The organism is Microtetraspora glauca (genome assembly GCF_040656155.1).
Lineage (GTDB): Bacteria > Actinomycetota > Actinomycetes > Streptosporangiales > Streptosporangiaceae > Microtetraspora > Microtetraspora glauca.
Map to the genome: position 1 here is coordinate 72,252 of NZ_JBFALK010000015.1, position 21,643 is coordinate 93,894.

Below are 21,643 nucleotides of genomic sequence, written 5' to 3' on the forward strand. Positions count from 1 at the left end.
CCAGCGTGCCGGCCGACGCCGAACGGCGCCGCGCCTGACCCGCTCCCTCCCGTCACAGGGTCCCGGGGAAGCCGGGGAGCACGAGGTTGAACCAGTGCTGCGCGGTGTAGGTGGTGAGCTTCCTGGCCTTGCCAGTCTTGACGTTCACCGCGTAGGCCGTGAAAGGAACGTACGGAGGGTCGAGGCTCGGGGCAGGGGCGTTGACGTCGCTCTCCTTGCACACAAAGGGCCTGGCGAGGGCGGTGATCTCCTGAGGGCCGGTCCAGCTGCGCAGATAGACAAAATTGTCGGTCATGGACAGGCCCCGCACGGGGACCCTCCGGAGCACCTTGCCGGTTTCCGGGTCCAGGTGCACAAGATCCTCACCGCTTCTCAAGCATCCGGTGCCGCGGACCTCCACGCTCTCCACCGCGACGATGCTCTTCCCATCGGGACCGAGCCCGCCGACCAGGTAGTGCCCGGCGACGTCGACGGTCCTCGCGTTGCCCGCCGTGGACGTCTGCCAGAGGTGGCTGATGGTCTGCAGCCGCGTCTTGGGCGCGTACTCGGCCAGAGTGATCGTGTCGCCGCCCGGGGACAGGCCGATGGGGTTCCAGCCGTTCGGCAACGGCCTGACCATGCGCTCGCGCATGTCGAACAGCATGGCCGGGTCCTTCAGCGGCGGTCTCTTGGTGAATGCCACGAAGCGGCCGTCGTCTGACAGCAGGAGATGGGCGATGCTGCCGAGCCAGGCTCTGGGCACCTTCGTCGGGGCCGTCACTACCGCTCCGGAGGCAAGGTCGCGCACCGCGAAGGTGCCGGCCTCGGCGTCGTAGTAGGCGATCTTGCTTCCGTCCCGGCTGATCGCCAGGGGGCTTGTCCGCCCGGAGTCGAAACCGCGCAATGCCTGCGCCACGCGGTAGGTCTTGCCGCTCCGGGTGACCACCCGCCAACCGCCGTCCACGCACCCGGGCGGCACCTTGCCGTCCTCCGGCTGGCAGAGGGTCATATAGGCGTGGCTCAGCGACTTCACCCCGCGTGCAGGCAGGTCGGTCACCGTCCCGTTCCCGGGCTCGGTGGCCGCGTCCGGCTCCGCCGGCAGCAGTCGTACGGCGGCCGTCGCGGCGAGCGCGATGGCGATGACCGCGGCGGCCGCCGCGATCGGGACGACCCTGCGCCGCCGCAGCTCGCGGGTTCTGATCGTGCGCTCGGTCAGGTCCACCTGGGGCGCATCGTCAGCCATGTCGTTCAGCGCGTCTCGAAGCCAGGTCATCGGTGTGCTCCCTTCAGGTCTTCCATTTCGGCGAACTTCGGCGCCAGCTCCGGCGCGAGCGCCCGTAACCGGGCGAGTGCATGGTGGGCCTGGCTCTTGACGGTGCCGATCGAGCAGTTCAGCAGCTTCGCGGTCTCGTGCTCGGTGAGGTCCTCGTAGTAACGCAGGACGATCACCGCCCGTTGCCTGGGCGGCAGCTGCGCGAGCGCCTGCCGCATGGCGAGCCGGACGATCGTGGACTCCTCGCTGGAGTGAGACCGCTCCGGCGGCTCGGCGCTCGGCAGTTCGGTCGTCCTGACCAGCCGACGGCGCCAGGAGATGTACTGGTTGACCAGCGCCTTTCGGGCATATGCCTGAGGGCTGGCGACGTGCGCCAGCTCGGGCCAGCGCCCGAGCACCTTGATCAGCACGCTCTGCAGCAGGTCCTCGGCGAGGTGGGCATCTCCCGTGAGCAGGTACGCCGTCCGCATCAGCGACCGCTGGTGGGCGGCCATGAACTCACGGAAGCTGTCATTGTGGTCCAAGGAAACTCCTCTCGCCCGTTACCGACGTCGGCGAGCGGGTGAAAGGTTGGGCCGGATCGGCCGGGACTCTTTCCAGGTCTTGGTGCACTGAATAGTGATGCCATGTGATGGCTGCGTACTTATGGTCGCCGTGGATCCGTTCCTGGGCAGTCTGGCGGGGTCATGCGGTGCCGGGGATAGGACCTGGAAATCCTGAGCGTCACGCCGACGGCCGGGCGAGTTTGGCGGCGACGGCGTCGAGGACCCAGTCCAGGCCGGTCGCGAAGGACGTCTCGGCGTCCACCTCCGTGCCGTCGTGCACGACCTTGGCCAGCGCGGGGAAGCGGCCCGTGGCCAGCACCCTGCTCACATACGGGCCGTAGGCGCGCTGCCAGTCGCGCTTGGACAGGCCCGTGGCGCGCTCGGCCCGCAGGTTCGCGATCTCGCGCCTGATCGCGCCAGTGAAGTAGGCGCTGACGGTCTCCACGGCGCGCATGACGGTGTCGAGGTCGGCGAGGCCGTCGAGGGCGGCCAGCGTGGCCTCAGTCACGGCGAGGGCGTTCGGGCCCAGGGTCGGACGGCCGCCGAGCAGGTCGGCCAGCCATTCGTGACGGAGAGTGGCCTGCCTGGTGCGGTCGGCGTGGGTGCGCAGCACCTCCCGCCAGTCGCCGGGCTGCTCCTCGGGGAGGATCTCGGCGTGGACCTCGTCCACCATGAGGTCGAACAGCTCCTCCTTGGTGGAGATGTATTGGTACAGCCGCATCGGGCCGACGTCCAGCCGGGCGGCGACCTTGCGCAACGACACCGCCTCCAGCCCGCCCTCGTCGGCCAGCGCGATGGCGGCGGCGACGATTCGCTCCCGGTCGAGCGGCGCGGGGCGAGTCGGCGGCTCCGGCCGGTCCCACACAGTCATGGATACATCGTACTGTTGCGATACACCGTATCGGCAAAATACAGTGTATCCATATGAGACACCGTATCGCCGTGATTGGGGGCGGGCCCGCCGGCCTTACCTTCGCCCGCGTCCTGCACCGGCACGATCACCCCGTCACCGTCCTCGAACGCGATCCCGCCCGCGACGCCCGTCCCCCGGGTGGCACGCTGGACCTGCACGAAGAGCTGGGCCAGCTCGCGCTGGGCAAGGCGGGGCTGCTGGCGGAGTTCCAGGCCCTGTCCCGTCCCGAGGGGCAGGCCATGCGCATCCTGGACACGGATGGGACCGTCCTCCGCGACTGGCAACCCCGTCCGGATGACCGGGCCAATCCCGAGATCGACCGCGGGACACTCCGTGACCTGCTGCTCGGCCCTCTGGACGTTCGGTGGGGGCGGGGCGTGACGGAGGTGGTGCCGGGGACCCGGGATGGCGTGCTGGTCCGTTTCGCGGACGGGCGACAGGCGACGTTCGACCTCGTGGTCGGCGCGGACGGCGCCTGGTCCCGGGTCCGCCCGGCAGTCTCGCCCGCGACGCCGCACTACACCGGCATCACCATGGTCGAGACCTCCCTGGACGACGTCGACACCCGCCACCCCGACCTCGCCCGGCTGATCGGCGACGGTTCCATGGCTGTATTCGGCGTGAACCGCAACCTCGTCGCCCAGCGCAACAGCGGCGGCCACGTCAAGGTGCACGCCCAGTTCCGCGCGCCGCTGGACTGGCACACGAACCTGGACCGGCATATGGGCCTGAACCAGCGCGCAGGCCTGGACCTGGCCGACGTCGAGGCCGTGCGATCAAGCCTGCTGGCTCTGTTCGACGGCTGGGCCGCTCCCGTCCTCGACCTCCTCCGCCACGGCACCGCTTTCGTCCACCGCCCCCTCTACGTCCTGCCCGTATCCCACACCTGGGCCCACGTCCCCGGGGTGACGCTCCTGGGCGACGCCGCCCACCTGATGCCCCCATTGGGGGTGGGCGCGAACCTTGCGATGCTGGAAGGCGCCGAACTCGCCGAGTCCGTCACCGCCGCCCCCGGCCCTGGCGATCTGGACGAGGCCGTCCGCGCCTTCGAGCAACAGATGTGGGCACGGGCCGGCAGGTGGGCCAAGATCACGATGGCCGGTCTGGAACGCCTCGTGAGCCCGGACCCCACCGAAGCCCTCGCCCTCTTCGACGAAGTTCAGCCATCCTGACTGCCAAACGCGAGAGCACCAGCAGCTCGCCACGGCTTCACGGGGCAGCACGGCACCGCCGCGGTTCCTTCTGGCAGATATCGCCCGCCATACGAACTCCGCCACGGGGCGGTGAGACGGGCAACCGAACGGCCGGCGGCGTTAGCGAGCCAGGGTGGGCGGGCTTACCGCGTCGAGACGGCGCCGTACGCGGACCGCGGCGCGGGCCGGCAATCCTGGGAGCACCCCTCGAACCGGGCCGAGTCGACGGGCGTGAACGACGTCGGCGGCACGCCCTTCAGCGCACCGATCATCGTGTCCTTCCAGATCGGCCCGGGAAGCGTGGCCCCGGCCACCGCCCCGTAGTACCGCCCGCCGATCGTCACCCCGATCAGCTTGTGCTTCTGGGCGCCGCGCGGGTCCCCGATGCTCACCGCGGCGGCCAGGTCCGGGGTGAACCCGGCGAACCACGCGGCGGCGTAGTCGTCGGTCGTGCCGGTCTTGCCCGCCGCGTCGCGCCCGATGCCGCCCACCCCGCGCATCGTGCCCTTGGTGAGCACGCCGGTCAGCACCTCGGCCGTGGCGTCGGCGATCCCGGGGTCGAGCGCCTGGCGGCACTTCGGCCGGTACGTGGTGGCCTTTCCGCTTCGGTCGGTGATCCGGGTGATCGCCATCGGCGCGCAGTAGGTGCCGCGCGCCGCGATCGCCGCGTACGCGTTGGCCACCGTCACCGGGTCCATCTCGTTGATGCCGAGCGTGAACGTCTCGTACTCCTGCAGCCCGCGACCGTCCGACCGGCGGATACCCAGCGACTTGGCCGTGGTGACCGACTCGCAGAGCCCCACCCGCTGCTCCAGTTCCATGAAGAAGGTGTTCACCGAGCCCCAGGTGCCGGTCCGCAACGTCTTCCACCCGGGGGAGCCTTCGTCGTTGGTGACCGTGTGCGTCGGGTCGCCGATGGGTCGTGAACGTCGAGTAGCCCGGCGCCCGGTACCCGGCGCCCGCGCTCAGGCCGTCGTCGAGCTTCATGCCCTTCTTCAGCGCGCCGATCAGGGTGAAGGTCTTGAACGTGGAGCCCGCCTGGAACCCGACTCCGCCGCCGTGCGCGGCGTCCGCCACCAGGTTGTACGAGATCTCGTTCCTGGCCGTGTTGTTGCCGTACGGCTTGCTCGCCGCCATGGCCCTGATCGCTCCGGTGCCCGGCTGGACCAGTGCCTGGGAGGCGACGGGGTCGTCGGAGGCGTGCACATACTTCTTGATCGCCTGATCCGCGGCTGCCTGCATGGCCGGGTCGATCGTGGTCCTGATCGTACTTCGGCACGACCGCCGAAGCGCGCCTCGAGATGCTCAACCGCGGCGGCCTGCGCCATGCTCGTAGAAGCGATAGTCCTCGATCGCGACGATCGCCGTCTTCATGACCTCGGCGATCTTGTCGAAGCCGACGACCTCCCGGTACTCCTCGTAGAAGCGTGCGATCTCGCCCCCCTTGGCGTCCTGCACGATCGTGACCTCGGCCGGCGGCGGCTCGACGAGGTCGACCGGCCTGAGGTCCACCGCGTCCGCCGCCGACATGAACCCGGGAGCCGCGCTTCCCCCGGCCGGGGCCACGATCCCCGCCGCGAGCACGCCCGCTGCCGCGCTCGCGGCGGCGAGCCGTACGATCTTCGTTCCCCGACGCGACATCAGAGCCTGCCGAGCCCGCGGGCCGGGACGGTGTCGCTCGGGGTGATGGCCGCGCCATACAGCTGAGCGACGGTCAGGCCGTCCTTGACGTGCTTGTCGGTGACCGGCGAGTCGGGCTTGGGCTCGGCGGACGGCTGCGCCCGTACGGAGGCCGAGGCCGAGACCGTGCCGAGCACGCCACCGGCAAGGAGCGAGATCGTCGATGCGATGGCTTCCCACGCTGCCGTGAGCGGGCGGGTGCGGAGGTTTCGCATGTGATGTCCTTTGCCTGTCATTCGTGAAGGCAGGAGCAAAGCAGACCCGATCAGACGATGTCCAATAGTGATATCGGCACGAAATCAATGTTCAATTCCATATAAATGCTGGTCGCAACACTTCTGGAGAGCCTTGTCAGGGCAGACGGTACGGATGCGGATGTGGCCGCGCTGTGGGCGGCGGTGGAGGAGGTCACGCCCCGGGCGGCGGCGCTGAGCGCGGCGGCCACGGACGCGAGCAAGATCGCTCTTGTCGATAACGGCTGCCCGCCGGTCCCTCGACCCCGAACCCGGCCGGTCTCGCCGCGCTCACTGCCGCGCCGCCGTCCGCCATGGGGCACTAGCTGGTGGCGCGCCAGGTGAGGGAGAGGCCGGTCACGGCGCGTTCGGTGCGGATCTCCATCATGGTGCCCAGGATGGTGGCATGGTCGGACACGACGGGAACGGCGTCGGGCGTATAGGTGATCCTGGTGCTGACGAGCACGGCGCTGCCCTCAGGCTCGTGAAGGCGGCGTGCGGCGGCGGGGTCGAGCAGGCCGGGCCGGACCACCTCGGACGCCCGGGCGACCGCGACTCCCGCGTCGGCGAGCGCCGTGTAGAGGGAGACAGTGGTGAAGTCTCGGTCGCGGATGTGGTCGGCCACCGGCTGGCGGACCCAGGACACCTGGTGAACGGCGGGACGGCCCGCGAACTCGCGGATCCGCTCCAGCCGCAGGGCGGTGTCGCCGGGACGCAGCCGCAGCTCCGCCGCGATCCGGGCGGGGGCTCGGCGCAATGCCCGCCCGGCCACCACGGTGCGCACGTCGTGGCCCTGTTCCCGCAGATCGTCGGCCAGACTGCGGAGCGAGCCGAGCTGGTACGCCAGGTGGGGCGGGGCCACGAACGTGCCCTTGCCGGGCCGCTGCACGATCAGCCTCTCGTCGCTGAGTTCTCGCAACGCCTGGCGCAGCGTCATGAGGGTCACCCCGTAGGAGGCGCTCAGCTCCCGTTGCGGGGGCAGGGCCTCCCCGGGGGAGTAGTGTCCCGACCGGATCTTCGCGGCGAGGTCGGCGGCGATGGCGCGGTATCTCGTCTCGTGCCCGGCGTCGGGGGTCATCGTGGTGCGTCACTCCTGGTCGAGGGCCCGGCGCAGGGTCGCGAGGAAGGCCCGCAGGTCGTCCGGCCCCGCCCCGTCGAGCACCCGCCGCATGACCGCGGCGCCGACCACCACGCCGTCGGCGTACCGGCCGGCCTCCCGCGCCTGGTCGGGCGTGGAAATGCCAAATCCTAGCAAGACCGGCCGGTCGGTGCCGCGTCTGATCCGCGCGGTGAGCTCCGCGGCCGAGGCGGCGAGGGCGGCCCGCTCGCCGGTGGTGCCCATCAGCGACACCGCGTAGACGAATCCCCGGCTGCGGCGCGAGATCTCCTCCAGCCTCGGCCGGGGCGTCGCCGGCGACGCCAGCAGGACCAGTTCGACCCCGGCGGCGGCGGCCACGTCCGTCATCTCGTCCGCCTCGTGCACCGGCAGGTCGGGCACGATCAGACCGCTGACGCCGGCCCGGCGCAGCGCGGCGCAGAACGCCTCGGGCCCGTCATGCAGCACCAGGTTGTAGTAGGTGCTGGCGACCAGCGGCACGCCCAGGTCCCGGACCTCGGCCAGGTCGGCCAGGATCCGGCGGGTGCTCGCCCCCCGGGCCAGCGCCGTGTCGCTCGCCTGCTGGATGGTGGCGCCGTCGAGCGTGGGGTCGGAGAACGGCAGGCCGAGCTCGATCGCGTCCGCGCCGGCTTCGACGAACGCTTTCAGGTACCGCGTCCAGCCGGGCGTGACACCCCCGGTGACGTACGGCATGAGCAGACCGCGACCGGTGTCCCGGCGGGCACGCAGGTGGCGTTCGACCGCGCCCGGGGCCAGGATGTTCGTCACACCAGCTCCTTCAGGGTAGAGATGTCCTTGTCGCCCCGGCCGGACAGCGTCATCAGGACCGTCGATCCGGCGGGCAGGTCGCCGCCGCCCGCCGCGCGGATCACCCAGGCGAGGGCGTGCGCCGATTCGAGCGCAGGGACGATGCCCTCGGTGCGCGCCAGCCGTACCGCCGCGCCGACCGCCTCATCGTCGGTCACCGTGACGTACCGGGCCCGGCCCAGGTCGCGCAGGTGGGCGTGCTCCGGGCCGACTCCCGGGTAGTCGAGCCCGGCGGCGATGGAGTGCGCCTCGACGATCTGCCCGTCGTCGTCCTGCAGGAACAGCGAGCGGCAGCCGTGGAGGACGCCGAGCCTGCCACGGGCCGCCCCGGCGCCGCCCTCGGCCTCGACACCGACGAAGCGCGCCGAGGTGTCGGCGAAGCCGGCGAACGTGCCGGCCGCGTTGGAGCCACCGCCGACGCACGCGACCACGTGGTCCGGCACGCCGGTCCGCAGTTCGGCGGCACACTGCCCGCGGGCCTCGTCGCCGATGACCCGCTGGAACTCCCTGACCATCCACGGGTACGGATCCGGCCCGATGACCGAGCCGACGCAGTAGTGGGAGTCGCCGGTGACGCCCACCCAGTGCCGCATGGCCTCGCTGGTCGCGTCCTTGAGCGTGCGGCTGCCCGTGGTGACCGGGATCACCTCGGCGCCCAGCATGCGCATCCGGAAGACGTTCAACGCCTGCCGCCCGATGTCGCGTTCGCCCATGAAGACCGTGGCCTCGAGCCCGAGCAGCGCGGCGGCGGTCGCGGTGGCCACCCCGTGCTGGCCCGCTCCCGTCTCGGCGATCAGCCTGCGCCGTCCCATCCGTGCGGCGAGCAGGGCCTGGCCCAGCACATTGTTGATCTTGTGTGACCCGGTGTGGGTGAGGTCCTCGCGCTTGAGGTACAGCCGCACGCCCAGCTCCTGCGACAGCCGCCGGGCCGGTGTGAGCGGAGTCGGCCGTCCGGCGTGCAGGGCGAGCAGTTCCGCCAAGGCGCCGCGGAAGCCCGGATCCGCCCTCGCCTCCCGGAACGCCTCGTCCACCTCGCGGCACGCCTCCACCAGGGACTCCGGCGCGTACCTCCCGCCGTACTCGCCGAACCGGCCCCGCGCCAGGGGATCGCCCATCGTCCCGCTCGCCGGGACTGGCTCACGCCATGGCGACACATCTCGCATCCCACACTCACCTCGTTCTATAACTCTTCAGAGAGTTCTATAACAGTGAGTGTGGCATGGACGGCCTGGGACGCGCCACCCCCGGCCGGTCCCGCTCGCCGGCGCGCGTATTGGGGTGCTGTCAAAAAACGTGTCACCAGCCGCGAACGCGCGTGTTCCGGCAGGTCGGCAGGGTGCATACGCGACCACGGCGACGCCGATTACCGACTGCCCGGCGGGAATTCGGATGCGAGGGTCGGTGGGGTGGTGTGTGATCGGGGCATGGTGATCGAGATGGGTGGTCCCGGGGTCGACGGGCTCGATGACATGGTGCGGGTGTTGGGGGAGTGGCAGCACGACGGAGGGCCCGTGCAGGTGCATCCGGGGGATGTGGGGTGGTTCTGGCGCTTCGGTGCGAAGCGGACGGCGGAGGCGACGCGGACCTGGAGTCGGGCCGGGGAAGTTCTGGCGGTCGGGCTGCTGGACGGTGCGGAGTTACTGCGGTTGGCGTTCGCGCCGGAGGCGTTGCGGGACGAGGAGTTGGCGCAGCAGGTGGCCGAGGACGTGTCGGCACCTGAGCGTGGTGTGCTGCTCGAGGGCAAGGTGTACGTCGAAGCGCCGACGGGTGCGCTGGTCCAGGACCTGTTGTTCCAAGACGGCTGGGAGAGTGGCGAGCCATGGACGCTACTTCGGCGTGACCTCGGCGCCCCTGTGCCGGATCCCGGCGTTCGCGTCGAGGTGAGCGGGCCGGAACAGGCGCACGAGTGGGCCGCGGCCCTGCGGCGTCGTTCGACGGGTCGACGTTCACCGACGAGCGCTGGCACGCGATGGCGGCAGGTGCGCCGTATGTCGACGCCGTCGCCACCTACCAGTCGGCCGGCCTCGAGCAGTTGCCCGAGAGGCGGGACCTTTACCGCAACGCTTCCTGAGGCTTCCGGTGCGGGGTCGCGGTGTGGCCAGTGATCGCGAGGCCGGTCTCGGCGAGGCAGCCACCTCAGGTGTCGCACCGGACAGAACCGGAGCAGTGTGATCCGCCGAGCTTGCGCGACCGATAGCCTGTGTCATCGTGGCGCGCGCTCTGACCTTGCCGATCTTGTTCGTGGTGTGCGGCGTCGTCGTGGCGGCCGTGCGAATCGCCGCAGGGTCCCCGGTCGCTGCCGGTATAGCGCTGCTGGTGTTCGTGCTGCTCGCCGGACTGTACTCTCCGCTGGCGTTCCCGAGGTCGATCGGTGCGGCGGAGGCGCAACGCCGCAGCGCCATCGACGGTCGGCCGATCGTCTACTGGCGGGCGGGCTGCAAGTACTGCCTACGGCTGCGGATCCGGTTGGGCCGCGACGCCCGCCGGCTGCACTGGGTCGACATCTGGCGCGACCCGGCGGGTGCGGCGGCGGTGAGGGCCGCCACCGGTGGCGACGAGACGGTGCCGACCGTGGTGCTGGCGGGCCGGCCGTACATCAACCCGGATCCTGGGTGGGTGCGCGAACAACTACCCCAATCCACCTGAAGCGGTCAAATCCGCTCGGCCAGGGTCGGCGGAGGGATTCACCGGCTGGTCCCGCTGACTACGTCAACCCTGACGCGCCCGGGTCGTGCCGCCGCCCGCCGACCTCGACCCGGACTCCGGGCGGGCCCGCCTGTCCTACCGCCGCGCCGTCGAGTGTTTCGAGACCGCCACGGCCGAACTTGCGGGCGGGCCGTGGACACTACACCAGCTGCGCCATTCGGCGCTGACCCACGCCGCTGAAGACCGCGCCAACACCTCCACGTTGCTGGCCTACTCCGGGCACACCTCGGTCGCCTCCCTGGCCCGCTACGCCCGGGTCTCGCCTGCACCTGATCGGCCGCTACGCCGACGTCGCGCGCCCGGCGACGTGACCCCGCGGCTGGGTCACGGTCATGACGAGGCCGATGCTGCCGCGCCGGACGTCAGCGCCGCCTGTACGATGCGGATCGCCTCGCCCGCGTCGATGCCGACGCTGGCGATCACGGCCGCGTAGTCGGCGGCGGCCCGGCGGGCCCGCTCCCGGCCCTCCTCCCCGGCGGCCGACACGAACGAGCCCGCCCGCCCGCGCGTTTCGATCAGCCCCGCTTCCTCCAGCTCCCGGTAGGCCCGGCCGACCGTGTTGACGGCCAGGCCGAGGTCGGCCGCGAGGTGGCGGATGGTCGGCAGCCGGGCGCCCACGGCAAGCGTGCGGTCCTGGATCTGCCGGGCGAGCTGGGCCCGCAGCTGCTCGAACGGCGGCACCGGCGAGGCCGCATCGATGACGATCATCGGACGCTCATGGCCCGCCGGGCCACCGTCGCGCTCGACGGCGTCTTGGCATGGAGCGCGACGCACGTGACCAGGCCCAGGATCAGGTAGGCGACCGCAGCGGCGCTCCACCAGCCGGGCGCGGTGCCGAACAGCAGCACCATGGGCAGCGACCACTGCACGTTCGGCGTGGTGAGGTCGCGGGCGTCCTCGACGCGCATGATGACGTCGGCGGTCAGCGACTCCTCGTCCTCCGCCACGACCGGGCGCCTGAGCAGGTGGCGCAGCTGCATGGCGATGATGGCTGTCACGCCGAGCAGGCCGATCAGCAGGACGACGGCCAGCTGCCGCACGGTGGGGTCGGGAACGGCCAGGGCGCTCCCGACCAGCACCATCGCACCGGCGAACGTAGCGACCGCGAAGACGGCGTACGGCCGGCCGAGCACGGCCCGCCAGCCGGGCTGGATCAGATGGGCGGCCCTGCGGGACAGCGACGCGCCCGCCCGCTGGTCGACGCGTCGCACCCACCAGTCGAGCAGCGACTGTGCCAGCAGCAGCCCAGCCACCAACGCGGTCAGGGCCAGCAGCGGCAGCGGGCGATGCGACTGGAAGCCGCCGAAGGCGGAAGTGGCGGCGAGCGCGCTCGCGATGATCAGCACGGCCAGGATGAGGTGAGCGGCGAGGCGGGCGCGTCTCCGGACCGCCAGCCGGTCGGCCAGCAGCGGGGTCGGGCGGGTGCCGGCCAGGTCGTGCCGGGCCAGCCACTCGCCCGCCAGTCGCAGATCAGCCGCACGCGCCGGCGGGCCGGCGTCCGATAACGGTTCACCGGTCATAGTTCCTCCTTTGTCGCAAGCTTTGTAGCAACATAGTGCGTCATATATTGAGACAAAGTCAACGCTCCGCGGGCTCTCGTCGTCCCGGTGCCGCTGGCGGCCCCGCCCCGCGTGTACCTGGTTGCACGAGTCTTAGCGACGGAGATGGTGGCCAGGTCGTCGGTGTCGACGGTGTGGCCCTCGGCAGCGAGCTGGTTGGCGGCGTCGGTGATGTCGCAGGCGGTGGAATAGATGACGCAGTTGGCGATCAACTCGTTGAACTTGACCACCTTCTCCTGGTAGTCGGGGTCGTTGTGGCCGATCAGCTTGCCGCCGAACTCCTCACCACGGGACTTGCTGCGAGTGACCGGCTCCCTGGTCACCAACCAGGTGCGCGCCTACGACCTGCTGCGGATGTTCGGCCCTGAGGGACCGCCGACCCCGTTGGGATCGCGGCAAGGCCCAGAGAAGGTGCGTTATCAAGAAAATTAAGATCGATATCTTGAAAGTTAAAGATGTGCTGGGTATAACTTTGGATATGACAGAGCAGGCGATGGACTGGCAGGAACTCACGAACCTGACCCGGGGCCAGCCGTTCGTCGTCGAGCGGGTGCGCCTGGCAGGCAGCGGCGTCGCGATCGAGGGCGAGTTCGAGCTACCGCAACTGGCTCAGCTCAATGTCGAGGATCAGATCTTCGTCACGGCGTTCGTGCGGTGCCACGGCTCCATCAAGCAGATGGAACGGATCTTCGGGGTGAGCTACCCGACGATCAAATCCCGACTGAACCGGATCACGCAGATGCTCGACTTCGTGGAGACCGACCCGGCTCCCTCGCGTGCCGACATCATCGACCGGTTGCGCCGCGGCGAGATCACCGCACAGCAGGCACTGTCCGAACTGGAGGGCCGCACGTGATGCCGCAGTTGATGACCGTACGAATCAAACGCCCAAACCGTCGCCGCATCCGGATCTGGGTCCCGGTACTCCCCGTAGCGCTCGTGCTCTCACCGGTCGTGGTCCTGGCCGCCCTCGCGGCGGCCGTGGCCTGCCTCATATACCGCGTCGATGCGGTGCGGGCACTGGGCACCGGTTGGCGCATCGTCTCGGCGTTGCCCGGTACCCGAATCGACATCGAGCACGACCGTACGGCCGTGCTCGTCGCCATCCGATAGGAGAGATTCCGATGAACGAACAGCGCAAGGACATCCTCGACATGCTGGCCGAGGGCAAGATCACCGCAGAGGAGGCGGAGCAGCTCATCGCCGCGCTCGAACACGACCAGCCGCCCGCGGCGTCCAGACTCGACGCCCGGCCGAAGGGCAAGGCGAAATACCTGCGGGTGGTGGTGCACACTCTTGAGGACGGCGAGCCGGGGCGGGTCGACGTGCGGGTGCCGCTGCAGCTGCTGCGGGCCGGCGTACAGCTGGCGGCCCTGATCCCGCCACAGGCACTCGATCGGGCCAACACCCAGCTGAACCAGTCAGGCGTGCCGTTCGACCTGACACAGCTCAAACCCGAACAACTCGAGGCGCTCGTGGACCACCTCGACGAGATGACCGTGGAGGTCGACCAGCCCGACGCCCACGTGCGCGTCTTCTGCGAGTAGCCGCCATCCACCTGGACGGACCCCCCGAGAGAGTGCTGCGACACCCTCCCCAGACCGCGCCCGCAACAGCAGAGCACGGCGAACGGAACCCCGATCCGCGCAGTCGTCGGGGAGGACCTGTGAAGTTCGCCGAGGAGTTCTCGGATCTACCCGGAGGGTCAGTGGATCAGCCCGAGCGGGAACGGCTGACCAACGCCATCGATCGCGTCACAGGCGACGGACCATGACGATAGAGAGAACGGATATCCGCATAGCGGCCTTTCAGGCCCAAGGGCCTGCGATCCACGTGCATGGCCTGGAGAAGTCAAACACGACGCTGCGGGTGCTGCGCGGCGTGGACTTCGACGGAAAGCGGCCACCTCCTGCATGCGCCATCGGCGTGGTTTGCTCTGAAGGCGTGCCGGCCGGCTGGATGCGCCGGGTCGGCCACCGGGCCCCTTCGAGGTCGCCTGCGCCGACTGTCCCGTTGATCTACACGGTGGCGTGGTCGCGGCCGTACGCATGACGTCTCGGGCGCCCTTTGCCGGCACCTGCCACATCAAGCCGGACACGAAACGCCGCTGGGAGGCGATGAACACGATGGCGCCGGCGATCGCCGTACATGGTTCGCGGATTGGGAGCGCACATGACTACCCCGAACCCGACCGACTCGACCTGGACCGGCATGGTGCCGGTCGAGGACACGGCGCCGGCCGTGACCGACACTGCCGGTCCCGGTGCCCCCGTGGTCTACCTCAATGGCCCTCCGCTCCCGAACGTGTCCCCAGCCGCCAGGTAGGTCTCGTGACGCATGACCCCTTATTGAGTGGGGCCGAGGCTGTGGCGGAGAAGTTCGAGGTCGGCGAAAGGGAATCGGCATAACCGGTCGGACTCTTCGCTCCTGCCTGCCACTCAGGCGAGGCAGAACTCGTTGCCCTCAACGTCCTGCATAACCAGGCAGGACTCGTTCACCTCATCGGCAGGCAGGAGCCGCACGCGTACCGCGCCGAGCGGGATCAGCCGCGCGCATTCGGCCTCAAGGGCCGCCAGGCGCTCCTCACCCACCAGCCCGGTGCCGACCCGCACGTCAAGGTGCAGCCGATTCTTGACGACCTTGCCTTCGGGAACGCGCTGGAAGTACAGCCGCGGACCCGCGCCCGAGGGGTCGCTGCATGCGAACCATGAATCCCGCTGCTCAAGCGGCAGCGTGCGATTGAAGTCGTCCCAACTGGCAAACCCCTCCGGTGGCGGCGGCGCGACGTACCCCAGCACCTCGCACCAGAAACGAGCAACGCGCTCAGGTGATGCGCAGTCGAAGGTGACTTGAATCTGCCTAACTGATGCTCCCATGGACCAATTATCCCATTGGTTGCCATACGGCCGATCAGAGCAACTGTCCTTGATCCACGGTTGCGACGTCATCCTCAGGGTGTCGGGATTAGAAGGTTTAACGACACCCTCTGATTGGGCCCCGCAAGCCCTCTCGAAAATCGGACATCGAGTGGCGAACCGTGACGTCAGGTGGCCGGTTCCGCGCACGAATTAACGACAGGATTTTCCGACATGAGAATCGGGCTTCAACCCGTCCCGAGGAGAGCCCGGTGCAGATCGTCTACTCCCGCGTCTCCACCGCGACCCAGTCCCTGCTGCGGCAGCGCCACATCCTCACCGAGGCCGGCCTTCTTGTGCGCACCGAAGGCGTCGCCGAGGGATTCCGGCCTGCCGACGGCGTCCTCCTCTTCGAGGACCCCGCCACCACCTCCAAGATCCCCGCCCTCGACCGGTCACCGTCCAGCGCGGGCGGCCGGCCGCGGTAGCGGCCTTCAGCCTCGGCGGCGGCGATCCCCTCGACGGTGAGCTCGTTCTGGATGTCACGCTGGAACTGGCCGACTGCGGCGAGGACGTGCGGGCGGCTTTCCACGAGGGCACCTCGATCGCGGCCCTGGCACCGCCTCATGGGGTAAGCCGGGCGGCCGTGCGAACCGCCCTGGCCGACCTGCTACCCGGCCAGGGCGTCCTTCCTCGGACATCGGCGTGATCAGGCGACCAGGTCGAGGTCAAGGCGGCGGCCCATGTCGATGTCGGTCGTGCCGTAGAGGTTGGCGTTGGACCAGAACAGTGGCGAGAGTCCTCGCTTGTCGGCGTCGGTCATCTTCTTCTGCCAGGCGGGGTCCTTGAGGACGGACTGAACCAGCAAGGTGTTGATGAAGACCAGCGCCGGGCACCGGAGTACGGCGGGGCCGTGTCCCCATTTTCACGCCGTAGCGGCGTCACCCAGGGATACCGAAGACTGTTTGATGGAGGCCTTCTGACCGCACTGGGCCGCGCCGATCTGGACGGTGTGACCTTGGAGGAAGCCTTCGGCGCCATCGCGGGCTGGGACCCGCGGCTTGTCCGCGCCGCGGTCTTTCACCTGCTGTGGTCCGGGCGCCTGGTTACCGAACTGAAGCGTCCGCTCGGCGGCGGCCATGTCGTGCGGTGCGCGCGATGAGCGCCGGGATGGTGCGTTTGGGCGTCGGCACCCGGCTGGTCTATGACGGCGAGGCGGTCGAGGTCATCGAGATGGTCGCCACCGCGGCCGGCAACGAGGTGGTCTTGAAGGACCGGCTCGGGCGAATGCTGCGGATCGCGGTGAAAGAGCTGCTGTTTTCCGACCGTGCGCGCGTCGTCCCTGACGGTCCGGGGCCGTCGCCGGCAGACGAAGAGGACGTGGCCTCGGCCGTTTTGTCGCGGCTCAGCCCCGCTGAGCGGCAGCGGCTGTTGGAGAGGGTCGAACACGTCCGCGAGGTCCGCATGTGGAACGCCACGTAATTCGTGATCGCCGACAGTCCGCACCGGCTACAAATCCGGCAGTGCGGAGTTGGCCCGTCCCGGGGAGCCTCGCCTGGAATACGACCCGGCCTTGCCGCTCATGGCGCGCTACGCGGCGAAGGCAACTGAACTCGGTGTGAAGGCGCGTACGGTTGAGCGCTGGGTACACGACGTCCAACGCGGCGGGGAGGCGGGACTGGCGCCCGCTGTCCGCGTCCAGTCGTCGGTGTTGGAGCGGTGTGACCCGCGCTGGGTGGAAATCGCGGTTGAGGTGATGGTCGAGCACCTGGACCAGGCACAGCCGATGCGCAAGACGGTGCTGGACCGGGCCCGGGCGCGGCTGGTCGCCCGGTTCGGGGAGAGTGTCGTCGAGATCCCTGGCCGGAGCAAGGGTTATGAGGCGTTAGAGGAACTGGAGCGTCAGCACCCCACGTTCCGGTTGAGCACCAAGCGCAACCGCGACATCGCGGCGCGGCCGAAGGCTGCCTACGGCAAGCTGCGGCCCACCAGACCGGGCGAGTACCTGCTGATGGACACCACGCAGCTGGACGTCTTCGCCTTGGACCCGATGACGCTTCGTTGGGTGAACTGCGAACTCACGGTCGCCATGGACTGGTACTCGCGCTGCATCACCGGGTTGCGCCTCACACCGGTGTCCACCAAGGCCGTCGACGCAGCGGCGGTGCTCTTCCAGGTATACCGTCCGCCGAAGGTGCTTCCGCACTGGCCCCCCAGGCGGTCTGGCCCGAACACGGCATCCCCCGATCGGTCCTGGTCGACCAGAACGCGATCGACGGGCCCCTGGCCCGCCGATGATGGGCGGTCCGGCCTCCTGATCGATGGCAGCAGCACGTTGTCGCCGGGTCGTGCCGGGTGTTTGGATGGGGATCATGGCACTTGACGAGCTTCGCGACCTCCTCAACCGCCACGCTCGGCCCGATCTCGCCGCGCCCATCGACGATGTGCTGATCTTCAGGGCCGAGCAGCCCCAGCCGCCGAAGCCGACGACCTACGGCAAGGTGCTGGCCGTCGTCGCGCAGGGTACGAAGCGCTTCGCGCTGGGCGAGCAGATGTACGAGTACCACGAGGGGCAGTACCTCATCGCCTCGGTGGCCCTGCCGGTGACCGCCCACTTCGCCAGGGCCAGCGCGGAGCTGCCGGGGCTGGGTGTGGGGCTGACCCTGCACCCGGCGGCGGTGGCGGACGTGCTGTTGCAGGCGGCGCCGGGTGAGCTGCCGGAGCTCGGCGAGGGGGTGCCGCCGGGACTGGCGGTAAGCACCGCCTCGGCCGAGCTGCTGGATGCCGTCGTCCGCCTGGTGCGCCTGCTCGATAGCCCGCGTGACATCACCGTGCTGGCGCCTCTCATCAAGCGGGAAATTCTGTGGCGGCTGATCACCGGTGATCAGGGGGCGATCGTCCGGCAGTTCGGGTTGCCGGACAGCAGCCTGAGCCACATCGCTCGCGCCATTCAGTGGATCCGCGACCACTACGCCGAGCCGTTCCGGGTGGAGGAGGTGGCCAAGGTGGCGAGCATGAGCGTCTCCACCTTCCATCGCAACTTCCAGGCCGTCACCTCGATGAGCCCGATCCAATTCCAGAAGCGGATCCGGCTGCAGCAGGCCCGGCTCCAGCTCGCCGTGGTCCCGGCCGACATCGCCGCCGTCAGCCGGCGTGTGGGGTACGAGAGCCCGTCGCAGTTCAGCCGGGAGTACCGCCGCCAGTTCGGCATGTCGCCCAGTCAGGACTCGACGCGGCTGCGGGCGCGCTGACAGCCGCTCATTCCTCCAGAACGCGGTCGAGCCGGATCGGCAGGGAACGGTGCCTGACCCCGGTGGCGTGCCAGACGGCGTTCGCGATCGCGGCAGCCGTACTCACATTGCCGATCTCACCGGCGCCCTTGATGCCCATGGGGATGCCTGGTTCGAAGTCGGGCACGAAGTCGGCCTCGATGTCGGGCACGTCGGCGTGGGCGGCGATGTGGTAGCCGGCGAAGTCGGCGTTGACGTGCCGGCCCGAGACCGGGTCGCGGAGACCTTCCTCGTGCAGGGCCATGGACAGCCCGCCGATCATCCCGCCGACGACCTGGCTGCGGGCCGTGAGCGGGTTGACCACCTGCCCGATGGCGAACATGCCGAGCAACCGGCGGACGCGCACCTCGCCGGTGGCCGGGTTGGCGCTCACTTCGGCGAAGATGGCGCTGAAGGCGTGCCGTTCATGGGTGGGCAGGTCGCCGAGCGATCGGCTGGTGTCGACCGCGGCAGTGCCGCGGTAGTCCTGCTCGCGCAGCTTCGCCGCGGCCTCGGCGATCGCCCAGGCCCAGGAGGTGGTTCCCCGGGATCCGCCCGCGCCCCAGGCAGGACCGAGGGCGCTGTCGGAGATCTCGAGGTGGATCCGCTCGGTGCCGACGGCCAGCGCGTCGGCGGCGATCGCGGTCAGCGCGGTGCGTGCGCCGGTGCCCAGGTCGGTGGCGCCGATGGCGACGGTGAAGGTGTCGTCCGGTTCGGCGGTGATGAAGGCCGACGAGGGGAAGGCTCCTGCGCTGAAGGAGGCGGCGGCCAGCCCGGTGCCGATCAGCAGTGCGTCTTCCCGCCGCGACCGCGGCTGATGATCTCGCTGGTCCCAGCCGAACCTGCGCGCGCCTTCCGTCAGGCAGGCGACGAGGTTCCGGCTGCTGAATGGCAGGCCGGACGCGGGCCCGACCTCCGGCTCGTTGCGCAGCCGCAGCTCCAGGGGATCGAGGTCGAGCCGCGTGGCCAGCTCGTCCATGGCGGATTCGAGGGCGAAGGAGCCGGGAGCGGTGCCGGGTCCGCGCATGGAGAACGGCGGCAGGATATCGAGGGGAACCGCGGTGAGCTTCGTCCGGATGGCCGGCGCCGCGTAGAGGGTCTTGGTGAGCTCGGTGCAGCCTTCGAGGTATTCGGCCAGCCGGGAGATCTCGAAGGCGGACTCGTGCCAGATCGCGCGCAGGCGCCCGTCGGCGTCGGCGCCGAGCCGGACGAGCTGGTCGATGGCCGGGCGCATGGCGGTGGCGAGGAAGACCTGGGCGCGGGTCAGCGTGACCCGGACGGGCCGGCCGAATCGCCGGGCGCCCAGCGCGGCGAGGATCAGCTGTGGGCCGCACAGCCCCTTGGAGCCGAACCCGCCGCCGACGTGCTCCGTGCGGACGCGCACCTGGTCGGGCCTCAGGGAGAACAGCGTGGCCAGGACGGCCGCGACGGTGAACGGCCCCTGGTTGGAGTCGATCGCCTCCAGACACTCGCCCTCCCACCAAGCGGTCGCCGAGTGCGGTTCCATCGCGCTGCAATGCTCTTCGGGCGTGCGATAGCGCTGCTCGACCACGACGGCGGAGGCGGCCAGCTCGGCCTCGACGTCCCCGATGTCCACGGGCTCGTCGAAGAAGGCCACCGCGGGCCGGCCCGCTGGATGGTCGGCGGTGAAGGCCGTGTCGTGCGGATCCTCGTCGTAGGTGACCGGCAGTGCGGCGGCTGCCGCCTGCGCCTGCTCCAGCGTTTCGGCCACGACCAGGGCGACGGGCCAGCCGGCGAAGGGCACCGCCGCGTCCTGGAGCAGCAGCAACTGGCCGTCCGGTCCGAAGACGCCTTGCGCCTTTGGATTGAGGCGGGGCGCGCTGGTGTGGTCGATCACGCCGACCACGCCCGGCATGTCCTGGACGGCCGAGACGTCGATGCCGCGGATGCGCCCCCTGGTCACGGTGGACAGGACGATCGAGCCGAAAAGCAGGCCGCGTATCGGCACGTCGGCGGCGTAGCGGGCGGCTCCGGTGACCTTGCCCCGGCCCTCGATCCTGGGGCGGGCGATCCCGACGGCGTTCATGCGCAGACCTCCTCCAAGACCGCGACGATCAGGTTGCGGGCGAGCGTCACCTTGTAGGCGTTGCCGGGCAGTGATTCGGCGGCCGACAGTTCGGCCTCGGCAGCGGCTCGGAAGCCGTCCGTGGTGAAGGGGCCATCCACCAGGCGGGATTCGGCGGTGCGGGCCCGCCACGGGCGCGGGGCCACTCCGCCGAGGGCGATCCGTGGCGAGTCGCCGTCCAGCCCGGCGGCGATGGAAACGGTGGCGAAGGCGTAGGACGCGCGTTCGCGTACCTTGCGATAGCGCGAGCGCGGGGAGACCGCTGAGCCCGGAAGGACGACCGCGGTGATCAGGGCTCCCGGCGGGAGCGCCGTCTCCCGTTGCGGGGTGTCACCATAGAACTCCTCCAAGGGGATCTCGCCCGTGCCGTCGAGGGTCTCGTAGCGGACGATCGCGTCGAAGGCGACCAGGGCCACCGCCATGTCCGACGGATGGGTGGCGGCGCACTGCGGCGACCAGCCGAGGATGGCGTGGTTGTGGTGCACCCCGGTGATCGCGGGGCAGCCGCTGCCGGGTAGCCGCTTGTTGCAGGGTTGGGAGAGATCGGCGAAGTAGGCGCACCGGGTCCGTTGCAGGAGGTTGCCGGCCACCGTGGCCATGTTACGCAGTTGCCCGGAGGCGCCGGCCAGCACCGCCTGGCTCAGTGCCGGGTAGCGCCGCCGTACCTCGGGGTGGGCCGCGAGATCGCTGTTGGTGGTCGTGGCGCCGATGAGCAGCCCGCCGTCGGCCGTCTCGCGGATCCCGGCAAGAGGCAGCCGACGTACGTCGATCAGCCGGTCGGGCGTCTCGACGCCGTGCTTCATCAGGTCGACGAGGTTCGTGCCGCCGCCCAGGTAGCGCGCGCCGGTGCTGCCGGCGAGCAGCGCGTCACGGAGATCGGTGGCGCGCCGGTAGGCGAACTCCTTCATCCCGCCACCTCGATGATGGCGCGCACGATCGCCGGGTAGGCCCCGCAGCGGCACAGGTTGCCGCTCATCCGCTCCCGCACCTCCGAGGCGTCCAGGTGCGGTGGCGAGGAATCGGGGGAGACGTCGGCGGTGACCGCGCTGGGCCAGCCTGCCGCGTGCTCGGCCAGCATCCCGATGGCCGAGCAGAGCTGCCCGGAGGTGCAGTAGCCGCACTGGAAACCGTCACGCTCGACGAAGGCGGCCTGCAGCGGATGCTCGACGCCTTCGATGGTGGTGACCTCCGCGCCCTCGGCGGCGACTGCGAGTGTCAGGCAGGACACCGCGCGCCTGCCGTCGAGCAGCACCGTGCACGCCCCGCACTGCCCGTGATCGCAGCCCTTCTTCGGGCCGGTGTGGCCGAGCTCCTCGCGCAACGCGTCGAGCAGCGTCATGCGGTTGTCGACGGTCAGCCGGTGCGTGACGTCGTTGACTCGCAGCGAGATCGCGCTGCGACGGTCGTTGGTCATCGTCCGTCCTTTCT

Annotated in this window: 31 protein-coding genes; 14 read left to right on the plus strand and 17 right to left on the minus strand. The window is 70.0% G+C overall.

Annotated elements, in window-relative coordinates; genetic code table 11:
* Positions 1-52 precede the first annotated feature (52 nt).
* From AB0I59_RS26050 to AB0I59_RS26060, 3 genes are all read right to left on the minus strand, one after another.
* Complete coding sequence (locus AB0I59_RS26050) at positions 53-1,252, minus strand: hypothetical protein (RefSeq protein WP_358136879.1); 1,200 nt, start codon at positions 1,250-1,252, stop codon at positions 53-55.
* A complete protein-coding gene (locus tag AB0I59_RS26055) occupies positions 1,249-1,776 on the minus strand; it encodes a SigE family RNA polymerase sigma factor (protein WP_358136882.1) in 528 nt (175 codons plus the stop codon). The genes AB0I59_RS26050 and AB0I59_RS26055 overlap by 4 nt, the downstream gene beginning before the upstream one ends.
* Before the next feature lie 199 nt (positions 1,777-1,975).
* Positions 1,976-2,668 carry a TetR/AcrR family transcriptional regulator gene (locus AB0I59_RS26060; RefSeq protein WP_061254408.1) on the minus strand — a complete coding sequence of 231 codons (693 nt, stop codon included), beginning with the start codon at positions 2,666-2,668 and terminating at the stop codon, positions 1,976-1,978.
* A 53-nt stretch (positions 2,669-2,721) separates the two neighbouring features.
* Between AB0I59_RS26060 and AB0I59_RS26065 the strand changes: the two genes are divergently transcribed.
* Entirely contained in the window at positions 2,722-3,882 is a 1,161-nt protein-coding gene (locus AB0I59_RS26065) for an FAD-dependent oxidoreductase (protein WP_358136884.1), read from the plus strand.
* Positions 3,883-4,046: 164 nt separating this feature from the next.
* On the opposite strand, the gene AB0I59_RS26070 is transcribed toward AB0I59_RS26065, so the two are convergent.
* Entirely contained in the window at positions 4,047-4,763 is a 717-nt protein-coding gene (locus tag AB0I59_RS26070) for a penicillin-binding transpeptidase domain-containing protein (protein ID WP_358136887.1), read from the minus strand.
* Positions 4,764-4,888: 125 nt separating this feature from the next.
* Here AB0I59_RS26070 and AB0I59_RS26075 point away from each other — a divergent pair, with 125 nt between their 5' ends.
* On the plus strand, positions 4,889-5,128 hold the full coding sequence (locus AB0I59_RS26075; RefSeq protein WP_358136889.1) for a hypothetical protein: 240 nt from the start codon (positions 4,889-4,891) through the stop codon (positions 5,126-5,128).
* An 80-nt stretch (positions 5,129-5,208) separates the two neighbouring features.
* Here the strand turns inward: AB0I59_RS26075 and AB0I59_RS26080 are convergent, their stop codons facing one another.
* The 5 genes from AB0I59_RS26080 to trpB form a co-directional block, all read right to left on the minus strand.
* Complete coding sequence (locus AB0I59_RS26080; RefSeq protein ID WP_358136892.1) at positions 5,209-5,544, minus strand: transglycosylase domain-containing protein; 336 nt, start codon at positions 5,542-5,544, stop codon at positions 5,209-5,211.
* The gene (locus AB0I59_RS26085) at positions 5,544-5,798 is read right to left on the minus strand and encodes a serine hydrolase family protein (protein ID WP_358136894.1); all 255 of its coding nucleotides are present in this window, start codon (positions 5,796-5,798) and stop codon (positions 5,544-5,546) included. The genes AB0I59_RS26080 and AB0I59_RS26085 overlap by 1 nt, the downstream gene beginning before the upstream one ends.
* A 340-nt stretch (positions 5,799-6,138) precedes the next feature.
* Positions 6,139-6,894 carry a GntR family transcriptional regulator gene (locus AB0I59_RS26090; RefSeq protein WP_358136897.1) on the minus strand — a complete coding sequence of 252 codons (756 nt, stop codon included), beginning with the start codon at positions 6,892-6,894 and terminating at the stop codon, positions 6,139-6,141.
* A 9-nt stretch (positions 6,895-6,903) separates the two neighbouring features.
* Positions 6,904-7,701, minus strand: a complete 798-nt coding sequence (gene trpA, locus AB0I59_RS26095) for a tryptophan synthase subunit alpha (protein ID WP_358136899.1) — start codon at positions 7,699-7,701, stop codon at positions 6,904-6,906.
* Complete coding sequence (gene trpB, locus AB0I59_RS26100) at positions 7,698-8,855, minus strand: tryptophan synthase subunit beta (protein WP_358136901.1); 1,158 nt, start codon at positions 8,853-8,855, stop codon at positions 7,698-7,700. Before trpB ends, trpA begins: the two co-directional genes overlap by 4 nt.
* A 309-nt stretch (positions 8,856-9,164) precedes the next feature.
* Between trpB and AB0I59_RS26105 the strand changes: the two genes are divergently transcribed.
* From AB0I59_RS26105 to AB0I59_RS26115, 3 genes are all read left to right on the plus strand, one after another.
* Entirely contained in the window at positions 9,165-9,845 is a 681-nt protein-coding gene (locus tag AB0I59_RS26105) for a hypothetical protein (RefSeq protein ID WP_358136903.1), read from the plus strand.
* Between the two features lie 103 nt (positions 9,846-9,948).
* The gene (locus AB0I59_RS26110; RefSeq protein ID WP_061254427.1) at positions 9,949-10,386 is read left to right on the plus strand and encodes a glutaredoxin domain-containing protein; all 438 of its coding nucleotides are present in this window, start codon (positions 9,949-9,951) and stop codon (positions 10,384-10,386) included.
* An 85-nt stretch (positions 10,387-10,471) separates the two neighbouring features.
* Positions 10,472-10,879: a tyrosine-type recombinase/integrase gene (locus AB0I59_RS26115; protein WP_082776712.1), complete on the plus strand. Its 408-nt coding sequence runs from the start codon at positions 10,472-10,474 to the stop codon at positions 10,877-10,879.
* On the opposite strand, the gene AB0I59_RS26120 is transcribed toward AB0I59_RS26115, so the two are convergent.
* Genes AB0I59_RS26120 through AB0I59_RS26130 form a run of 3 tightly spaced genes read right to left on the minus strand, consistent with a single transcriptional unit; the run spans position 10,777 to position 12,328 of the window.
* Complete coding sequence (locus AB0I59_RS26120) at positions 10,777-11,154, minus strand: GntR family transcriptional regulator (protein ID WP_061254428.1); 378 nt, start codon at positions 11,152-11,154, stop codon at positions 10,777-10,779. The two genes, AB0I59_RS26115 and AB0I59_RS26120, sit on opposite strands and share 103 nt — an antisense overlap.
* A complete protein-coding gene (locus AB0I59_RS26125) occupies positions 11,151-11,966 on the minus strand; it encodes a hypothetical protein (RefSeq protein WP_061254430.1) in 816 nt (271 codons plus the stop codon). The genes AB0I59_RS26120 and AB0I59_RS26125 overlap by 4 nt, the downstream gene beginning before the upstream one ends.
* A complete protein-coding gene (locus AB0I59_RS26130) occupies positions 11,963-12,328 on the minus strand; it encodes a Tn3 family transposase (protein ID WP_358136906.1) in 366 nt (121 codons plus the stop codon). The genes AB0I59_RS26125 and AB0I59_RS26130 overlap by 4 nt, the downstream gene beginning before the upstream one ends.
* A gap of 155 nt (positions 12,329-12,483) precedes the next feature.
* Here AB0I59_RS26130 and AB0I59_RS26135 point away from each other — a divergent pair, with 155 nt between their 5' ends.
* From AB0I59_RS26135 to AB0I59_RS26150, 4 genes are all read left to right on the plus strand, one after another.
* Positions 12,484-12,861: a DUF2089 domain-containing protein gene (locus tag AB0I59_RS26135; RefSeq protein ID WP_228640279.1), complete on the plus strand. Its 378-nt coding sequence runs from the start codon at positions 12,484-12,486 to the stop codon at positions 12,859-12,861.
* Between the two features lie 83 nt (positions 12,862-12,944).
* The gene (locus AB0I59_RS26140; RefSeq protein ID WP_358136908.1) at positions 12,945-13,118 is read left to right on the plus strand and encodes a hypothetical protein; all 174 of its coding nucleotides are present in this window, start codon (positions 12,945-12,947) and stop codon (positions 13,116-13,118) included.
* An 11-nt stretch (positions 13,119-13,129) separates the two neighbouring features.
* Positions 13,130-13,552 (plus strand): SHOCT-like domain-containing protein, encoded by a 423-nt coding sequence (locus AB0I59_RS26145; RefSeq protein ID WP_061254439.1) that lies wholly within the window; start codon positions 13,130-13,132, stop codon positions 13,550-13,552.
* Between the two features lie 625 nt (positions 13,553-14,177).
* The gene (locus AB0I59_RS26150; protein ID WP_358136910.1) at positions 14,178-14,330 is read left to right on the plus strand and encodes a hypothetical protein; all 153 of its coding nucleotides are present in this window, start codon (positions 14,178-14,180) and stop codon (positions 14,328-14,330) included.
* Positions 14,331-14,443: 113 nt separating this feature from the next.
* Here the strand turns inward: AB0I59_RS26150 and AB0I59_RS26155 are convergent, their stop codons facing one another.
* Complete coding sequence (locus AB0I59_RS26155; protein WP_061254441.1) at positions 14,444-14,881, minus strand: VOC family protein; 438 nt, start codon at positions 14,879-14,881, stop codon at positions 14,444-14,446.
* 251 nt (positions 14,882-15,132) lie between these two features.
* Here AB0I59_RS26155 and AB0I59_RS26160 point away from each other — a divergent pair, with 251 nt between their 5' ends.
* Complete coding sequence (locus AB0I59_RS26160) at positions 15,133-15,348, plus strand: recombinase family protein (protein WP_358136912.1); 216 nt, start codon at positions 15,133-15,135, stop codon at positions 15,346-15,348.
* A 221-nt stretch (positions 15,349-15,569) separates the two neighbouring features.
* On the opposite strand, the gene AB0I59_RS26165 is transcribed toward AB0I59_RS26160, so the two are convergent.
* The gene (locus AB0I59_RS26165) at positions 15,570-15,746 is read right to left on the minus strand and encodes a Tn3 family transposase (RefSeq protein WP_358137228.1); all 177 of its coding nucleotides are present in this window, start codon (positions 15,744-15,746) and stop codon (positions 15,570-15,572) included.
* A 132-nt stretch (positions 15,747-15,878) separates the two neighbouring features.
* On the opposite strand from AB0I59_RS26165, the gene AB0I59_RS26170 reads away from it, so the two are divergent.
* The 4 genes from AB0I59_RS26170 to AB0I59_RS26185 all read left to right on the plus strand — a co-directional run bounded on the left by AB0I59_RS26170 (position 15,879) and on the right by AB0I59_RS26185 (position 18,111).
* The gene (locus tag AB0I59_RS26170; protein WP_358136915.1) at positions 15,879-16,022 is read left to right on the plus strand and encodes a hypothetical protein; all 144 of its coding nucleotides are present in this window, start codon (positions 15,879-15,881) and stop codon (positions 16,020-16,022) included.
* The gene (locus AB0I59_RS26175) at positions 16,019-16,342 is read left to right on the plus strand and encodes a hypothetical protein (RefSeq protein ID WP_358136918.1); all 324 of its coding nucleotides are present in this window, start codon (positions 16,019-16,021) and stop codon (positions 16,340-16,342) included. The genes AB0I59_RS26170 and AB0I59_RS26175 overlap by 4 nt, the downstream gene beginning before the upstream one ends.
* A 100-nt stretch (positions 16,343-16,442) precedes the next feature.
* Positions 16,443-17,243 carry a hypothetical protein gene (locus tag AB0I59_RS26180; protein WP_358136921.1) on the plus strand — a complete coding sequence of 267 codons (801 nt, stop codon included), beginning with the start codon at positions 16,443-16,445 and terminating at the stop codon, positions 17,241-17,243.
* Positions 17,233-18,111, plus strand: coding sequence for an AraC family transcriptional regulator (locus AB0I59_RS26185; RefSeq protein ID WP_358136924.1), 879 nt, complete (start codon positions 17,233-17,235; stop codon positions 18,109-18,111). Before AB0I59_RS26180 ends, AB0I59_RS26185 begins: the two co-directional genes overlap by 11 nt.
* Before the next feature lie 7 nt (positions 18,112-18,118).
* Here the strand turns inward: AB0I59_RS26185 and AB0I59_RS26190 are convergent, their stop codons facing one another.
* Genes AB0I59_RS26190 through AB0I59_RS26200 form a run of 3 tightly spaced genes read right to left on the minus strand, consistent with a single transcriptional unit; the run spans position 18,119 to position 21,629 of the window.
* Positions 18,119-20,176 carry a xanthine dehydrogenase family protein molybdopterin-binding subunit gene (locus tag AB0I59_RS26190; protein ID WP_358136926.1) on the minus strand — a complete coding sequence of 686 codons (2,058 nt, stop codon included), beginning with the start codon at positions 20,174-20,176 and terminating at the stop codon, positions 18,119-18,121.
* A complete protein-coding gene (locus tag AB0I59_RS26195) occupies positions 20,173-21,123 on the minus strand; it encodes an FAD binding domain-containing protein (RefSeq protein ID WP_358136929.1) in 951 nt (316 codons plus the stop codon). Before AB0I59_RS26195 ends, AB0I59_RS26190 begins: the two co-directional genes overlap by 4 nt.
* The gene (locus AB0I59_RS26200) at positions 21,120-21,629 is read right to left on the minus strand and encodes a 2Fe-2S iron-sulfur cluster-binding protein (protein ID WP_358136931.1); all 510 of its coding nucleotides are present in this window, start codon (positions 21,627-21,629) and stop codon (positions 21,120-21,122) included. The genes AB0I59_RS26195 and AB0I59_RS26200 overlap by 4 nt, the downstream gene beginning before the upstream one ends.
* Positions 21,630-21,643: the final 14 nt, after the last annotated feature.

Excerpts from the sequence above, each read along its gene's own strand:
- AB0I59_RS26050 (WP_358136879.1), bottom strand. The coding sequence starts at position 1,252 with ATGACCTGGCTTCGAGACGCGCTGAACGACATGGCTGACGATGCGCCC.
- AB0I59_RS26060 (WP_061254408.1), bottom strand. The coding sequence starts at position 2,668 with ATGACTGTGTGGGACCGGCCGGAGCCGCCGACTCGCCCCGCGCCGCTC.
- AB0I59_RS26065 (WP_358136884.1), top strand. The coding sequence starts at position 2,722 with ATGAGACACCGTATCGCCGTGATTGGGGGCGGGCCCGCCGGCCTTACC.
- AB0I59_RS26075 (WP_358136889.1), top strand. The coding sequence starts at position 4,889 with ATGCCCTTCTTCAGCGCGCCGATCAGGGTGAAGGTCTTGAACGTGGAG.
- AB0I59_RS26080 (WP_358136892.1), bottom strand. The coding sequence starts at position 5,544 with ATGTCGCGTCGGGGAACGAAGATCGTACGGCTCGCCGCCGCGAGCGCG.
- AB0I59_RS26085 (WP_358136894.1), bottom strand. The coding sequence starts at position 5,798 with ATGCGAAACCTCCGCACCCGCCCGCTCACGGCAGCGTGGGAAGCCATC.
- AB0I59_RS26090 (WP_358136897.1), bottom strand. The coding sequence starts at position 6,894 with ATGACCCCCGACGCCGGGCACGAGACGAGATACCGCGCCATCGCCGCC.
- trpB (WP_358136901.1), bottom strand. The coding sequence starts at position 8,855 with ATGGGCGATCCCCTGGCGCGGGGCCGGTTCGGCGAGTACGGCGGGAGG.
- AB0I59_RS26105 (WP_358136903.1), top strand. The coding sequence starts at position 9,165 with ATGGTGATCGAGATGGGTGGTCCCGGGGTCGACGGGCTCGATGACATG.
- AB0I59_RS26120 (WP_061254428.1), bottom strand. The coding sequence starts at position 11,154 with ATGATCGTCATCGATGCGGCCTCGCCGGTGCCGCCGTTCGAGCAGCTG.
- AB0I59_RS26125 (WP_061254430.1), bottom strand. The coding sequence starts at position 11,966 with ATGACCGGTGAACCGTTATCGGACGCCGGCCCGCCGGCGCGTGCGGCT.
- AB0I59_RS26135 (WP_228640279.1), top strand. The coding sequence starts at position 12,484 with ATGACAGAGCAGGCGATGGACTGGCAGGAACTCACGAACCTGACCCGG.
- AB0I59_RS26145 (WP_061254439.1), top strand. The coding sequence starts at position 13,130 with ATGAACGAACAGCGCAAGGACATCCTCGACATGCTGGCCGAGGGCAAG.
- AB0I59_RS26150 (WP_358136910.1), top strand. The coding sequence starts at position 14,178 with ATGACTACCCCGAACCCGACCGACTCGACCTGGACCGGCATGGTGCCG.
- AB0I59_RS26155 (WP_061254441.1), bottom strand. The coding sequence starts at position 14,881 with ATGGGAGCATCAGTTAGGCAGATTCAAGTCACCTTCGACTGCGCATCA.
- AB0I59_RS26175 (WP_358136918.1), top strand. The coding sequence starts at position 16,019 with ATGAGCGCCGGGATGGTGCGTTTGGGCGTCGGCACCCGGCTGGTCTAT.
- AB0I59_RS26180 (WP_358136921.1), top strand. The coding sequence starts at position 16,443 with ATGGCGCGCTACGCGGCGAAGGCAACTGAACTCGGTGTGAAGGCGCGT.
- AB0I59_RS26185 (WP_358136924.1), top strand. The coding sequence starts at position 17,233 with ATGGCACTTGACGAGCTTCGCGACCTCCTCAACCGCCACGCTCGGCCC.
- AB0I59_RS26190 (WP_358136926.1), bottom strand. The coding sequence starts at position 20,176 with ATGAACGCCGTCGGGATCGCCCGCCCCAGGATCGAGGGCCGGGGCAAG.
- AB0I59_RS26195 (WP_358136929.1), bottom strand. The coding sequence starts at position 21,123 with ATGAAGGAGTTCGCCTACCGGCGCGCCACCGATCTCCGTGACGCGCTG.
- AB0I59_RS26200 (WP_358136931.1), bottom strand. The coding sequence starts at position 21,629 with ATGACCAACGACCGTCGCAGCGCGATCTCGCTGCGAGTCAACGACGTC.